The 14,452-nt window shown below is 63.5% G+C and carries 14 protein-coding genes, 1 tRNA gene and 1 pseudogene; 8 read left to right on the forward strand and 8 right to left on the reverse strand.

The genetic code is table 11. The features are described from left to right. The first annotated feature begins 93 nt into the window (after positions 1-93). Positions 94-749, forward strand: a pseudogene (locus tag KVX96_RS05465) (IS6 family transposase). Positions 750-977: 228 nt separating this feature from the next. Here the strand turns inward: KVX96_RS05465 and KVX96_RS05470 are convergent. Both KVX96_RS05470 and KVX96_RS05475 read right to left on the reverse strand, forming a co-directional pair. Further along, positions 978-1,163 carry a hypothetical protein gene (locus tag KVX96_RS05470; RefSeq protein ID WP_261193297.1) on the reverse strand — a complete coding sequence of 62 codons (186 nt, stop codon included), beginning with the start codon at positions 1,161-1,163 and terminating at the stop codon, positions 978-980. Positions 1,164-1,368: 205 nt separating this feature from the next. After that, positions 1,369-1,442 (reverse strand) — tRNA-Cys (locus tag KVX96_RS05475). 137 nt (positions 1,443-1,579) lie between these two features. Here KVX96_RS05475 and KVX96_RS05480 point away from each other — a divergent pair. The 3 genes from KVX96_RS05480 (at position 1,580) to KVX96_RS05490 (ending at position 4,706) form a co-directional block, all read left to right on the forward strand. Beyond that, positions 1,580-2,233: a protein-L-isoaspartate O-methyltransferase family protein gene (locus KVX96_RS05480; protein WP_261193298.1), complete on the forward strand. Its 654-nt coding sequence runs from the start codon at positions 1,580-1,582 to the stop codon at positions 2,231-2,233. Between the two features lie 40 nt (positions 2,234-2,273). After that, on the forward strand, positions 2,274-3,671 hold the full coding sequence (locus tag KVX96_RS05485) for a TolC family outer membrane protein (RefSeq protein ID WP_261193299.1): 1,398 nt from the start codon (positions 2,274-2,276) through the stop codon (positions 3,669-3,671). A gap of 87 nt (positions 3,672-3,758) precedes the next feature. Beyond that, complete coding sequence (locus tag KVX96_RS05490) at positions 3,759-4,706, forward strand: hypothetical protein (protein ID WP_261193301.1); 948 nt, start codon at positions 3,759-3,761, stop codon at positions 4,704-4,706. 186 nt (positions 4,707-4,892) lie between these two features. Here the strand turns inward: KVX96_RS05490 and KVX96_RS05495 are convergent, their stop codons facing one another. Further along, positions 4,893-6,356 carry a cobyric acid synthase gene (locus tag KVX96_RS05495; RefSeq protein WP_261193302.1) on the reverse strand — a complete coding sequence of 488 codons (1,464 nt, stop codon included), beginning with the start codon at positions 6,354-6,356 and terminating at the stop codon, positions 4,893-4,895. A 67-nt stretch (positions 6,357-6,423) separates the two neighbouring features. Here KVX96_RS05495 and KVX96_RS05500 point away from each other — a divergent pair, with 67 nt between their 5' ends. Beyond that, positions 6,424-7,005 (forward strand): cobalamin biosynthesis protein CobQ, encoded by a 582-nt coding sequence (locus KVX96_RS05500; protein ID WP_261193303.1) that lies wholly within the window; start codon positions 6,424-6,426, stop codon positions 7,003-7,005. 86 nt (positions 7,006-7,091) lie between these two features. Here KVX96_RS05500 and KVX96_RS05505 read toward each other — a convergent pair whose 3' ends face one another. Then, positions 7,092-7,406: a DUF6280 family protein gene (locus tag KVX96_RS05505; protein ID WP_261193304.1), complete on the reverse strand. Its 315-nt coding sequence runs from the start codon at positions 7,404-7,406 to the stop codon at positions 7,092-7,094. Positions 7,407-7,624: 218 nt separating this feature from the next. Between KVX96_RS05505 and efp the strand changes: the two genes are divergently transcribed. Then, complete coding sequence (gene efp, locus KVX96_RS05510) at positions 7,625-8,188, forward strand: elongation factor P (protein WP_261193305.1); 564 nt, start codon at positions 7,625-7,627, stop codon at positions 8,186-8,188. 160 nt (positions 8,189-8,348) lie between these two features. Here the strand turns inward: efp and KVX96_RS05515 are convergent, their stop codons facing one another. Next, the gene (locus tag KVX96_RS05515; protein WP_261193306.1) at positions 8,349-9,095 is read right to left on the reverse strand and encodes a YgfZ/GcvT domain-containing protein; all 747 of its coding nucleotides are present in this window, start codon (positions 9,093-9,095) and stop codon (positions 8,349-8,351) included. A gap of 90 nt (positions 9,096-9,185) precedes the next feature. Between KVX96_RS05515 and KVX96_RS05520 the strand changes: the two genes are divergently transcribed. Continuing rightward, positions 9,186-9,866, forward strand: coding sequence for a TIGR04283 family arsenosugar biosynthesis glycosyltransferase (locus KVX96_RS05520; RefSeq protein WP_261193307.1), 681 nt, complete (start codon positions 9,186-9,188; stop codon positions 9,864-9,866). Here the strand turns inward: KVX96_RS05520 and KVX96_RS05525 are convergent. After that, entirely contained in the window at positions 9,863-11,635 is a 1,773-nt protein-coding gene (locus KVX96_RS05525) for an ABC transporter ATP-binding protein (RefSeq protein ID WP_261193309.1), read from the reverse strand. The genes KVX96_RS05520 and KVX96_RS05525 overlap by 4 nt on opposite strands. Before the next feature lie 197 nt (positions 11,636-11,832). Between KVX96_RS05525 and KVX96_RS05530 the strand changes: the two genes are divergently transcribed. Beyond that, positions 11,833-13,038, forward strand: coding sequence for a pyridoxal-phosphate-dependent aminotransferase family protein (locus tag KVX96_RS05530; protein ID WP_261193310.1), 1,206 nt, complete (start codon positions 11,833-11,835; stop codon positions 13,036-13,038). A 21-nt stretch (positions 13,039-13,059) separates the two neighbouring features. Here the strand turns inward: KVX96_RS05530 and KVX96_RS05535 are convergent, their stop codons facing one another. Next, the gene (locus KVX96_RS05535) at positions 13,060-13,236 is read right to left on the reverse strand and encodes a hypothetical protein (RefSeq protein WP_261193311.1); all 177 of its coding nucleotides are present in this window, start codon (positions 13,234-13,236) and stop codon (positions 13,060-13,062) included. A gap of 73 nt (positions 13,237-13,309) precedes the next feature. Next, a complete protein-coding gene (locus KVX96_RS05540) occupies positions 13,310-14,431 on the reverse strand; it encodes a pyridoxal phosphate-dependent aminotransferase (RefSeq protein WP_261193314.1) in 1,122 nt (373 codons plus the stop codon). Positions 14,432-14,452: the final 21 nt, after the last annotated feature.

Here is a 14,452-nt window from a genome sequence, read left to right on the forward strand (position 1 = left end):
AGGAGTGCTGCTTGATGCGGGCAGGGCGAGGAAGTGGCGTTGCCCAATGGCAAACAATCCCCATTCCGCTACTTTTGAACGTCACCAGAAGTCATCCGCCTGGCGGTCATGATGTACAATCGATTTCCTCTGTCGCTTCGAAATGTGGAGGATCTCCTCCACGTGCGCGGCGTTGATGTAAGCCATGAAGCCGTGCGGTATTGGTGGCATCGGATTGGTCCGATGTTCGCCACCGAGATCCGGAAACGACGAATTGCCGGTATGAAATCTACCGACTGGCGTTGGTATCTGGATGAGGTTTTCGTGTAGATAAACGGCGAGCGGCACTGCCTCTGGCGCGCCGTGGACCACTAAGGCGAGATACCCGAGAGCCACGTCACTTGGAAGCCAGACAAAAAGGCTGCGCTAAAACTTCTAAGGAAATCAATGCGCAAGCACAGTCGTCCCGAAGTGATCGTGACCGATCGGCTTAGGCCCTATGGTGCTGCGTTAAAGGAGTTTGGCGCCGATCATCGCCAGGAAACCGGTCGCTGGCTGAAAAACCGTGCTGAGAATTTGCACTTGCCCTTCCGACGACGGGAACAAGAGATGCTTCGCTTCAGGCGCATGCGAATTTTGCAGAAATTCGCTGCCCTCCATGCGTCATCTATAACCTCTTCAATCCGGGACGTAGCCTCACCTCAATATCGAATTTCAAGGTAAACCGTGCTGCGGCTCTGACCGAGTGGCGGCAACTTTGTGCCACTTAAGGGCAGTTATGCTGTCCTAGCTGAGACGAGTTCGAAACCGTCTGACAGCACCGCCACCCAGCCTTGTGGATGACCGTTCGTGCTCACCAACCTTTGGCCTGGTGTTTTCGCTTTATCGACGGCTGTGTCGCTCGCGCCAAGGGGTGGATATCCCGCGCGATCAGGCCTCAAGCCAGACAGTTTGGCTTCAACACTGCGACATCGGCGACTCCGCGAGCCGCATGTGTGTCAGAAAATCACGGCAACGACCAAAATGACCAGACAGGCCGCGCCGATCGTGCGGCTTCTCACCGTTCCGCCCCAGTCTGATACATCTTTTCTGTATTGGGCGAGTACAGTGGAGATGTCCTTGTCCCCCTTCACCAACTGGTTCAGATCCTGTTCGAAATCCTGTTCCCGTAGGGTTTTGTTCATCGCCTGATTGTCCGCTCTTTTGAATCTGTTTCGCTTCAGACTTAACCGCGTGGGGCGCGCGAACAAGCGCGCTTTGACGTTGGACCCTTGACTGAAGCGCTAGCGCCGGAGGGCAGACTATGCTTAAGCCCAAAGCCCTCAGCACGCCCGGCCAACCTACCCGGTTGGTGAGCCAATAATCATGCGGTCTCTATGGGCGGGATATTGGAGGCGAGTACCGGAATCGAACCGGTGTACACGGATTTGCAATCCGCTGCGTCACCACTCCGCCAACTCGCCGAAGAGGTAGGGCGGTGGATATACGACTACCCGAGGCTCTGCAAGCGCGGAAATGGGGGAAACTGCGCAGTTGCTCCGCTGGGCCTGATGTGGCAAAAAACATCACGTATACAGGACCGCACGCAAGAGTATTGCCCATGCCGGATTTCGAGCAACGCCGCAGGCTGATGGTGGACACACAGATCCGCCCCTCTGACGTGACGAAGTTCCCCATTATCGACGCCATGTTGACCGTCCCGCGCGAGCATTTCGTGCCGGGCTCCCTGCGCGAGGCCGCCTATGTGGGGGAGACCCTGAGTATCGGCCGGGATCGCGTTCTGCTGGAGCCGCGCAGCCTTGCCAAGATGCTCGATGCGCTGGACATTCAGCCCAGCGAACTGGTGCTCGACGTGGGCTGTGGCCTTGGCTACTCGGCAGCGCTCATCGCGCGCCTTGCGGAGGCTGTCGTGGCAGTCGAGCCCATGGAAGGGCTGGCCGAAGAAGGGCAGGGGATCCTTGCGGACGCGGGGATCGACAATGCCGTGATCCTGGAGCGCGCCCTTACAAATGGCGCGCCCAAGCACGGCCCCTATGATGTGATCACGCTGCAAGGCGCGGTGGAGATCCTGCCGGATGGCCTCTTGGCGCAGCTGAAGGAAGGTGGCCGGATCGGGTGTATCTTCGCCGATGGCGATCTTGGCATCCTCAAGGTCGGCACCAAGATCGACGGGCGGATCTCCTGGCGGTTTGTCTGCAACGTCGGCGCGCCTGTCTTGCCGGGGTTTGCGCGGGAAGCCCACTTCGCATTGTAAGCGCAGGGCGAGAACGCCCGCGCCAAAAAAGGAAAACGAGATGTCGAGCAGCACCTGGAAATCGAAACTGGCGGCGCTGGCGGCGGCAACGTGCCTTTGCGCACCCGCGGCCCACGCCCAATCCCTGTCGGACACGCTGATCGGGGCCTACAACCACTCGGGCCTCATCCAGCAGAACCGCGCCGTGTTGCGCGCCGCCGACGAAGACGTGGCGCAATCCGTTGCGGCTCTTCGCCCCGCTCTGGAATATTCCGCGGGCTACACCTACGGCTCCACGGCCTTCACAAGCTCCAGCATCAACGAGACGGCTACTGGAAACGTCGCCCTGACCGCAAGCCTGTTGCTCTATGATTTCGGCCGCACGCGGCTCTCGATCGACGCCGCCAAGGAAACGGTGCTGGCCACGCGCGATGCGCTGAAGGGCATCGAGCAGGATGTGCTTCTGCGCGCGCTTGCCGCGCATATGAATGTGCGCCGGAGCATCGAATTCGTCTCGCTTGCCGAGAACTCCGTGCGCCTGATCGCCGAAGAACTGCGCGCCGCGCAGGATCGCTTCGAGGTCGGGGAAGTGACGCGCACGGATGTTTCGCTCGCCGAGGCCCGACTGGCTTCCGCCCGCTCAACGCTTGCAGCCGCGCAGGGCAACCTGGCGCAATCCCGTGAGGAATACCGTGCAGCCGTGGGCGTTTACCCGACGAGCCCCGGTGCCCCCGGCGCCCTGCCGCGCACCGCAGAGTCGCTGGAAACCGCGCGGGACATCTCGATCCGCAGCCACCCGGACATGGCACAGGCCAAGCGCAACGTGACGATCTCCGAGATCAACATCGCGCGGGCGGATTCGCTCAAACGGCCCACGGTGCGGGGCTTTGCCGATGTGACCCACAATTTCGGCGATCTCTCGACGGGCAACAGCCGGGATGACGCCCGCGTCGGGCTGACGCTCTCTGGCCCGATTTACCAGGGCGGCGCGCTGGCGTCGCAAAGCCGGCAGGCCATCGCGCAGCGCGATGCCGCCCGCGGCGCGCTGCATGTGGTGCGCCATGCGCTGGGGCAGGAAGTCGGCAACGCGTGGTCGGCGATCCTCGTGGCCGAGGCCAGCGTGCGCGCCGGCACCCAGCAGGTGCGGGCCGCGCAGGAAGCCTTCGACGGTACCCGCGAGGAAGCCCAGCTCGGCGCGCGCACGACGCTGGACGTGCTTGACGCGGAACAGGATCTGCTCGACGCGCAGGCCGATCTCGTCTCCGCCCAGATCGATGTCTACATCGCGACGTACCAGCTTTTGTCGTCCATGGGTCTGATGAGCGTGGAACATCTGGGGCTGAACGTGCCCACTTATGATCCGGCGGCCTACTACAATTCGGTGCGCAACGCGCCCGCCGGCCTGAGCGCGCAGGGGCGCGAGCTGGATCGCGTCCTGCGGGCCATCGGCAAACAGTAATCGTCGCATTTTCGACAATCTGTTGTGTGAACAAGGCCTTGCCGCTACTATGAGCGGCGAGGCTATACAGAAAAAAGCAGGTCAGCGATGGAAACCAGGGCGGAATATGAGGACGTTTTAAGCTCCATCCGGCGGCTCGTTTCCGAAGAGGTGCGCAGCCGTGCCCCGCTGGCCGACGTGAAATCAGACTCGAAACCGGAACCGCGCGAAAGTCGCGCGTCTGCCACGGTTGAAAAACTCGTGCTGACACCGGCGCAGCGGATTTCCCCCGCACCCTCTCACGAAACCGAGGCCCCGCGCGCGGCCAGCCCCTCAGAACCGCTTCTCTTGCGTCCGGTGGATGCCCCGCAAGAGCATGTCTCGAAGGCTTCCGAGGCAACACCTCAGCTTGCGGGCGAGGAGGATCCTTTCGCCTCTTTCGAGGAGGTCTTCGGCAGCGATGAATGGCCCCGCGCCCCCCTTGCGGATTCGCGCCTTGCCAGCCTTGAACGCACCATTGCTGAACTTGAAGCCGTGGTCGGCGATCAGGGCCATGTCTACGAGCCCGACGGCAGCGAAGAGGAAGGCTCGAGCCCCGAGGTGGAGCCGCTGCGGGTTGTACCAACACGCGCCAGGGCTGCGGATCCAGAGTCGGAGCCTGAAATCGCTGTAGCGGCTGAGCCGGAGGCACCGGCCGACGTGGAGGAGTCACACGGAGAGCTTCCGAGCTTCCTGCGCAGCGCGCCCGAGGCCGGGCATCACGCGCCGGACACGGAGCCGGCTTTCGAGCCTGTATCAGACTCCGCCCAGGAAGAGCCCGTAGCGGAGTCTATTGCGGAGGGCGGGGACGAGGTCGAGCCGGACGCAGATGTTTTCACCAGCATGGCCGAGGACGAAGACGCCGTGCTTCTCGACGAAGAAACCCTGCGCCAGATGGTTCGCGATCTCGTGCGCGAAGAACTGCAGGGTGTGCTGGGCGAGCGCATCACCCGCAACGTGCGCAAGCTCGTGCGGACCGAAATTCACCGGATCGTCGCCAGCCAGGACTTCGACTGATCCGCCAAACCTCCCCGGCGTGAGCGCTCTTTGCCAATCTGCATAGGCGGCCGTGTTTGACTGCTGCCAGACTTTTCGCGGGGCTCTGCCCCGCACCCCGGGATATTTTCGCCAGGATGAAGGGGCCCCATTTCCTCTTGCCACAAATACCTCGGGGGTGCGGGGGCAGAGCCCCCGCGGCGCCCGTCAGGCGCCTTTGTGACCGTCATCGGCCATCGCGAGCAGAGCGTCGAGGTCCAGGCAAGCCTCGAGGTGGTCTGCCAGCCTGTCGAGCGTTTCATCGACGGAGGCCTCGTAGTCCGAAACACCCGGCGTGCCGCCAAGGCGGGCGAGCGAGGTGTGGCGGAACGCATCGCTGGCGAAGAGCCCGTGCAGGTAGCAGCCGCGCACGCGCTGGTTTGGGCTCTGCGCGCCGTGGAGTGCGCCATTGACCTGCAGCCAGCCGTTCGCGCAATCGGGGCCAGTGGTTTCGCCAATATGGATCTCATACCCCGAGACAGTTGCACCACTGCTGATGTCGATTGCTGCGGTGAGGGCGAGCGTCTTTGCAGGTTTCATCGTGGTTTCGACGTCCAGATGCCCAAGCCCCTCTACGCTGCCCGCAGGGCCCTCGATGCCATCGGGATCGTGGATCCACCGCCCCAGCATCTGGTAGCCGCCGCAGATGCCCAGCACATGGCCACCGCGCCGAAGATGGGCGGCGAGGTCGATGTCCCAGCCTTGGGCGCGGAAATGAGCCAGATCGGCAATGGTGGATTTGCTGCCCGGGATCAGTATCAGATCGGCGTCACCGGGCAGGGGCGCACCTTCCTGCACGATCACGACCTCCACGTTCGGCTCGGCGGCCAGCGGGTCCAGATCGTCGAAATTGGCGATCCGCGAAAGCCGGGGGACGGCGATCTTCAGGCCTTTGCCTTTTGAGGACGTTATGTCCATCACGTCTTCTGCTGGTAGCTTCCACGCATCTGAAAACCAGGGCACCACACCAAGCGGCACCCAGCCGGTGCGCGTTGCGATGGCGGTCATCCCTTCGTCAAAGAGGCTTGGGTCGCCACGGAACTTGTTGATGGCAAAGCCCTTGATACGCGCGCGATCCGCCTCTGACAGCACGGCATCGGTCCCCACGAGTTGGGCGATGACACCGCCACGATCAATGTCACCGATCAGCACCACGGGCACGTTTGCAGCCTCGGCAAAGCCCATATTGGCAATGTCACCCGCCCGCAGATTGATCTCGGCGGGGCTTCCGGCCCCTTCCACAAGGACAAGATCGCAGGTTTGCGCCAGCCGGTGAAAGCTCGCAAGCACCTCGGGCAGCAGCTGCCCCTTCATCTTGCCATAGTCGCGCGCCTTCACCGTGGCGCGGCGTTGGCCGCGCACCACCACTTGTGCGCCGGTGTCGGTCTCCGGCTTCAGCAGCACCGGGTTCATATCCACCAAGGGCGCCGCGCCACAGGCGCGCGCCTGCAGCGCCTGCGCGCGGCCGATCTCGCCGCCATCGGCCGTCACCGCAGCGTTGTTGGACATGTTCTGGGGCTTGAAGGGGCGGACGGCGAGGCCACGGCGGCTGTAGGCGCGGCACAGCCCGGCCATGAGGATCGACTTGCCGACATTGCTGCCCGCCCCCTGCAGCATGATTGATTTGGCCATCCGCGCCGCTCCCTCTATGGTCCTACTTCGGATACCCCGTCACGCGCAGAAGGCAAGCCCCGGATCGATGAACACCCCCGCCCATCTTCTGCTCGGCGCCGCCGTCTTCGCCAAACCGGGCGCGCGGCTGGTGACGGCGGCAGCCGTTTTCGGCGCGCTGCTGCCCGACCTGTCGCTCTATCTGCTGGCCGGCGGCGCGATCTATGTGCTGGGGGTGCCGCCGGAGACGGTCTTTGGCGAGTACTACTTTTCCGACAGCTGGCAGACGATCTTTGCCATCGACAACAGCCTGATCCTCTGGGGGGCTTTGTTTGCCCTGTCCCTGGCGTGGGGCGGGGCAGCGCTGCGCGCCTTCGCCGGATCGGGGCTGCTGCACGTGGCCTCGGACTTCCTGCTGCACAACGATGATGCGCGCCGACAGTTCTGGCCTCTGAGCGACTGGGTGTTCCATTCGCCCGTCAGCTACTGGGACCCGGACCACTACGGCTGGCTCATCGGGCCTCTGGAAATGCTGCTGTGCATCGGCTTGGCAATCGTGCTGTGGCGCCGCTTTCACGGGGTGATTGCAAGGCTCACTGTGCTGCTGCTGCTCGGGCTCGAAATCCTGCCTTGGGCCGTGTTTTTCCTGTTTCTTGGGGGGGGCAGCTAGGGCGCTTCTGAAGCGGGAAAGCCCCAAAGAAAAAGCGCGTCCCCTTTCGGGGAACGCGCTTTTTGGGGGCGGGCGGAAGCCTTGGTTTAGGCGGCTTCAGCCTGTTGCTGGCGGCGTTCGCTCTCTTCGCGCGACAGCGCTACAGATGTGCGGATGCCTTTGGAAACGAAGTCCATCAGCCCGGAGACAACCCGCTCGTTGGGGTCGATCCCGGCACAGGACAGCACTTCGCGCCCATCCCGCGAGCGTGCCCACCGGGCGATCTGCTCCGGTCCGTTGCCATATTTTTTGTCGTCGGCAATCGCGTCATCCAGTGCGGCCAGAACGACGGCGGCGAAAAGCTTGCGCGCGCGGTTGCCCTGTTCGTGGTTGAAAGCGGTGCCATCAACGAAATCAGCCATCTCGTCGTCCTTTTTATTCTTGCTCTTGCAATTTTGGCGTTCGGCGAATATCGCGATTTCTGCGCGATTCGGTATCCCAATTATTTCAAGGGAGCCATGCGCCTAGTGCATAACTGGTGAAGCGGTGTACGGGTTCCTGGGTGACTTGTCAGCGCCTGACGTGCTGTATATAGGGTTGCGCCAATACCGATCAACCCTCATTGACATGGTTTTGTTACATGCCAAAAATCAACGGAAACGAAATCCGCCCCGGCAACGTTCTGGAGCACAACGGCGGCCTCTGGGTTGCGGTGAAAGTGGATCACGTGAAACCCGGCAAGGGCGGCGCATTCGCCCAGGTCGAAATGAAGAACCTGCGCAACGGCTCGAAACTGAACGAGCGTTTCCGCAGCGCCGATAAGGTCGAGCGCGTGCGGCTTGAGCAGAAGGACCAGCAGTTCCTCTACGAGAGCGACGGCATGCTGGTCTTCATGGATTCCGAAACCTTCGAGCAGATCGAACTGCCCGCCGACATCCTCGGCGAGCGCCGCCCCTTCCTGCAGGACGGCATGACGATTGTCATCGAATACCATGAATCTGAAGCACTTAGCGCCACGCTGCCGCAGAAGGTGACCTGCACCATCGAGCAGACGGAGCCTGTGGTCAAAGGCCAAACGGCGGCGAACTCCTTCAAGCCGGCGATCCTCGACAATGGCGTCAAGGTCATGGTGCCGCCCTTCGTCGGCCCCGGTGAAGCTATCGTGGTGAACACCGAAACCATGGAATATTCCGAGCGCGCCTAAGCGGCAGCCTCAGACTGTACGAATGAAGAAGGGGCGCGGTTGCGCCCCTTTGTTTTTTGCGAGGCTCTGCCTCGCGCTCCGGGATATTTTGACCAAGATGAAGGGGCCCCTTTCCTCTTGCCAAAAATACCTCGGGGGTGCGGGGGCAGAGCCCCCGCTCTTACGTTTGCAGCAGTCGTAACGTTGCGTCACCGGCGCGCAAGGGGCCGCTCGTTCGGTCAAATCGCAGGTAGGCGAGCGCCTTTTGGCCGCTTTGAGTGAAGAGTGTGCCGGCGGGTTTTCCCTCTGCGGTGATCTCGCTGCCCTCGGGGGCGGTTCCTTCAATGGCGACCTGTGCAAGTCCTTTGCGCAGCTCGGTTTTGTGCTTCATGCGCGCGGTGACTTCCTGCCCCACGTAGCACCCCTTCTTGAAATCCACGCCGGAGAGGCGCTCGAAGCCGTTTTCGAGGATGTAGCTTTCGTCCGGGCGCAACTCGATGCCGCTCTCGGGAATCACGTGTTCCACGCGCAGGGCGTCCCAATTGGTGCCGTCTTCGGGAAGAGCCCCCTCGCTATAGAGCCGCCATCCTAGGGCTGGATGGCGTGGATCAGACAGGGCTCCGTCCGGTGCGGGGCCGGTGCCGCGCGACATCTTCAGCGGGCTTTGTGCGATCTGAACATCGGCACGCAGGCGATACATCGTCAGTCGTCGCGCAAGATCGGCGGCAAGTCCCGTGGCCACGTCCAGAAGGATTGCATCGCCTTGCCGGGTCAGGAAGAAATCGGCCAGGTATTTTCCTTGCGGCGAGAGCAGCGCGGCATAGACGAGCCGCCCCTCCAGCCGGGAGAGGTCATTGGTCACGAGGTTCTGCAGGAAGTCCTCCGCATCCGCCCCGGTGAGGCTCAGGATCGTTCGGTCGCCGGTCATCTTGGGCTCCTCTTGTTCGCGCCGCTTCAATATAGGACAACGCGGGCCGGGCAACAGGCCCCACGCCGCGTCCCCATGAAGGAGTTTTCCATGCGCGCCCCGATCTCGGTCCTCATTCCGACGCTGGATGCGGGCAAGTCTCTGCCGGATCTTCTGGGTGGGTTGATGGAGGCCAATGCGGAAGGGCTGATCCGGGAAGTGATCTTCACCGATGGCGGCTCGCAGGATGACACCCGGCGGATTGCCGAGGCCATCGGCGCGCAGTGGATCGCGGGTGTTGCCGGGCGCGGCGGGCAGTTGGCGCGCGGCGCCGCAGTGGCGCAGGGGGAGTGGCTCTTGGTGCTCCATGCCGACAGCCGCCTTGCGCCGGGGTGGTCGGAAACCGTGGCGGAATTCATGGGGCAGAAGGATCAGGCGGGCTATTTCTGGCTGCGCTTCGCGGAGGGCGGCGTGCCGGGGGCTTTGGTGGCGCGTTGGGCAAACCTGCGCAGCCGCGCTATGGGTCTGCCCTATGGCGATCAGGGGCTTTTGATCCCGCGTGCGCTTTACGATGCCGTGGGCGGCTATCCCGAGATTGCCCTGATGGAGGACGTGGCCATCGCCCGTGCGCTGAAACGGCAGCTCGCGCCGATTGGCGCCACGCTCACGACCTCTGCCGACCGCTACCGTCGGCAGGGCTGGCTCCGGCGCGGCAGCCGCAATCTGATCCTTCTGGCGCGCTATTTGCTGGGGGCCGATCCTGACAGGCTCGCGGCGGCCTACCGGCGCTAGCTGTTTTCTTCGCTGCGGAACTGCAGACGGTAGAGATCGGCGTAGATCCCGCCGCGGCTGAGCAATTCGTCATGGGTGCCCTCGTCCACCACGCGCCCATGATCCATCACCACGATCTTGTCGGCCTCACGGATGGTGGAGAGCCTGTGAGCGATCACCAGTGTCGTGCGTCCCTTGGAGAGCGTCTCCAGCGCCTTCTGCACCTGGATCTCGGATTGGGCGTCCAGCGCCGACGTGGCCTCGTCCAGCAGCAGGATCGGGGCGTTGCGCACCAGCGCGCGGGCGATGGCGACGCGCTGGCGTTGCCCACCGGAGAGTGCAGAGCCGCGCGGGCCGGCGTGGGTCTCCACGCCATCGGGCAGTTTGGCGAGGAATTCGCTCACACTGGCCGCATCCAGCGCGGCGCGCAGCTCGTCCTCGGAGATGTCGGTTCGGCCCAGCGTGATGTTTTCCCGGATGGTTTCGTCAAACAGCAGCGCATCCTGTGTGACGACTGAAAACTGGCTGCGCAGATCCGAGAGCGACAGGTCCGACACCGGCGTGTCGCCCACCGTCACGCGGCCCGAGGAAGGGTCCACGATCCGGGTCAGCACGTTGAAGATGGTGGATTTCCCTGCGCCGGAGGCCCCGACGAGAGCGGTCGTTGCCCCGGCCTCGGCGGTGAAGCTCGCGCCGCGCAGCACTTCCACCTCACCGTAGGAGAGGCGCACGTCTTCCAGCGCTATCTTCGTGCTTGGGAGCGGCAGACTGGCTTTCACCGTGGCCGGAGACAGGATCGTCGGCTCCTCGTCAAACAGGCGGTACAGCCGCTCGAGGCTCGCCGCCGCCACCTGCCACGTGCCGGCGATTCCGCCCAACCGGCGCAATGGCTGGAAGGCCAGCGCCATGGCGGTGAAGAAACTCATGAACTCCCCCACGCTCTTTTCGCCCGAGATGATTTCCTGCCCGCCCACCATGAGCACGCCGAAAAAGCCGATGCCGGTGACGATGTCGATCATCGCGGGGATCAGCGCGCGGATGGCGGCGGTGCGCACTTCCACACGCACGATGCGGTAGACGATCCGGTCAAACCGGTTGGCTTGATACTCCTCCATCCGGTTCAGCTTGATCGGGTTGATGCCGTGGAAGACTTCATCCAGCCGGGTCGACCGTTGAGAAGCGCCTTCGCGCGACTGGCGCGCTTTCTTGCGGATGTAGCGTTGCAGGTAGGCGGTGGGCAGGATCAAAACGGGGGCAGCGATGAGCGCCAGCAGCGTCCAGTACCAGTCGATCGCGATGGCCACGGCGAAGAGCGAGATGAGCGAGACGAAATCGCGCCCCACGCCCGAGATGATCACCGACCACACGCGCTGCACCGCCACCGTATCGCCCTGCACGCGCTCCATTAGGGAGCCCGGCGGGTTCTTCTGGAAGAAGGTGCTGTCCAGCCGCATCATGTGTTTGACGAGATCGCTCTGCATCTCGGTCGAAGTGGCCTGCGCGACCTGCGTGAGGATGGCTTTCTGGCTGATGTTGGTGATGGCGCGCACGAGGAAGAGGAGCAGGATCGCCATGCCGACCCACCAGAGCGCATCCGCGCGGCCGCCCACGAAAACAAGGTCAAACATCGGCTGCAGCATGTAGCTGAGAATGCCCAGCGTGCTGCCCTCAACGACCATCAACAGGCCCGCCAGCGCCATCCACCAGACGTGCTTCTTCAGGTACCCGTGCCAGAGCCGCTTGAGCAGCACACGGGAGTCGTAATCGTGGTGGGAAAGCTCGTCTGCCAAGGGGCCGTTCCTTGTGTGGTCCTTGTCCGTGGGACGCATCTGCTTGCGCCCGGCGTCGCCTTTCCGTCTAGCGGCTCTCGCCAATACAGGCAAGACACGGGCATGGTGCGGGGAAGGCGGGCGGAAAGCGGCACAGGCTGATTGACGCTGCGCTTCAGAGGCGTAAGGTTCGCCCGACTTTGAAGTGAGGATCCCCGATGAACCTGTCATCCGGCCGCCATTACCTTGCCATTCCGGGCCCCTCCGTGATGCCCGAGCGCGTGCTGCAGGCCATGCACCGGCCAGCGCCCAATATCTACACGGGCGAGCTGGTGGAGATGGTCGCGGGCATGGTCCCGGATCTGAAGGCCGTGGCGCGCACCGAGCACAAGGTGGCGATCTATATCGCCAACGGCCATGGCGTCTGGGAAGCCGCGCTCGCCAATGTCGTGAACCGCGGCGAAAAGGTGCTGGTGCTGGCCACGGGGCGGTTTGGCCACGGCTGGGGTGAAATGGCGCAGGCCATGGGGATCAATGTCGAGGTGATGGACTACGGCAAGCGGGCCACCTTCGATCTGGAAGCGGTTGAGGCGCGGTTGCGGGCCGATGCCACGGGCGAGATTCGCGCGGTTCTTGCTGTGCAGGTAGACACCTCCACCTCGGTACGCAACGACATTGCCGCCCTTCGCAAGGCGATGGACGCTGCCGGCCACCCGGCGCTGCTGATGGCTGATTGCATGGCGAGCCTTGGCTGCGATCTGTTCGAGATGGACGCCTGGGGCGTGGATGTGATGCTGGCGGGCTGCCAGAAGGGCCTGATGACCCCACCGGGCATGGCCTTCGTCTATTTCAACGAAAAGGCGGCCGAGGCACGCAAGCGGGTCGAGATCGTCTCCTCCTATTGGGATTGGACGAAGCGCGCCGATCCGGCGGAGTTCTACCAGTATTTCTGCGGCACCGCGCCGACGCACCACCTCTACGGGTTGCGCGAGGCGCTCACGATGATCGTCCATGAAGAGGGTATCGAGGAGGTGTGGAAGCGCCACGCGGTGCTGTCGCGGGCGATCTGGGCGGCGCTGGAGCATTGGGGGCAGGATGGCCCGATGGAGATGAACATCGCCGATCCGGCGCTGCGCAGCCATTCGGTGACGGCGGTGCGCATGGGCACGCCCTCGGGCACCGATCTGCGCAACTGGATGTCGCAGAACGCCGGTGTGACGCTGGGCATCGGCCTTGGCATGGCGGACCCAAAAGATCCGGCCTGGCACGGGTTTTTCCGCATCGGCCATATGGGCCATGTGAACAGCCAGATGGTGCTGGGGGTGCTTGGTTCTATTGAAACGGGCCTGCGCGCGCTCAACATCCCGCACGGGAAGGGCGCACTAGAGGCGGCCACGCGGGTGCTGGCGGAAGCGCAGATCTGACAAAGGGTCGGCGGAAGCCGTTCACGCGCGGGAGCGACGCCAGTCCAGTAGCTTGTTCATCCCCCAAGAGATCGCCAGAGCGGCGAGCAGGCCGAGCCAGGCCCAGATCACCAGCAGGGTGGAGAACAGCAGCACGCCCGCCGAAACCAGAAACGGCGTGGTGTAGTTTTCGACCGGTTTGACGGGGTGTTCCTGCATGCCGTACGCCTCTGACCACTTGTGAAAACAGTAGCCGATCAGGGCCGTCTGGCGAGTCACATTGTTGCGCGCCTCAGGCCTCGGCGGCTTTCAGCGCTTCGGGTAGTGCCTGCGCGACCTTTTCCAGATCCTGCGGTCGGCCTGCGGAAATCCGGATGCAGCGTTCCTGCGGGGCCACGAAGGGCATCCGCACGAAGACATCCTGCGCGATCATTTCGGTGAGCACCCGGCGGGCATAATCGCCATCGCGTCCGCAATCCACGGCCACGAAATTCGTGGCACTGGGCAGGGCGGAAAGGTCATTGGCTGCCGCAATACGGGCAATCTCGGCGCGGGCGGCCTCGACTTGAGAAATGACGCCGCGCAGGTAGGTTTGGTCCGCCAGTGCCGCCAGCGCCCCGGCCTGCGCGATGCGGTTCACGCCGAAATGGTTGCGGATCTTGTTGAAGGCGGTGGCCAGTTCCGCCGCACAGATCGCATAGCCCACGCGCGCGCCGGCCATGCCGTAAGCCTTTGAAAAGGTGCGCATGCGGATCACGCGCGGATCATCTGCTACCAGCGGCGGGGCGGTGCCTTCGGGGGCAAACTCCACATAGGCTTCATCGAGCACCAGCAGGCAGCCCTCGGGTAGGGCGTCGATCATGGCGCTGATGGTCTCGGCTGCATGCCACGTGCCCATGGGGTTGTCCGGATTGGCGAGATAGACGAGTTTCGCGCCGGTTTCGCGCGCCTTGGCAAGGAGCGCCTCCGGGTCTTCATGATCGCCTTTGTAGGGCACTTTGTGCAGCACACCGCCAAAGCCCGCGACGTGGAAGTTGAACGTGGGGTAAGCGCCTTCTGAGGTGACGACGGCATCGCCTTCCCCGATAAAGAGCCGCACGAGGTAGCCCAGAAGCCCGTCGATCCCTTCGCCCACCACGATATTGGCCGGGCTCACGCCGTGATGTGCGGCCAGCGCGGCCTTCAGATCGTGGTTTTCCGGATCGCCATACATCCACACACCACTCGCGGCCTCGGCCATGGTGGCGATGGCCTTGGGCGAGGGGCCGAAGGTGCTTTCATTCGCACCCAGCCGCGCGGCGAAGGCGCGGCCCCGCGCGCGCTCCTGCGTCTCCGGGCCGACGAAGGGCACGGTGGCGGGCAGGCTTTCCACGAGGGGCGTGAAACGGGGCGGGGTGTGGCGCGGTGCTGTCATGGCGGCAAGGAAAACGGAATT

Origin of the sequence: Pseudoruegeria sp. SHC-113, from assembly GCF_025376885.1 — a bacterium.
GTDB lineage: Bacteria > Pseudomonadota > Alphaproteobacteria > Rhodobacterales > Rhodobacteraceae > Pseudoruegeria.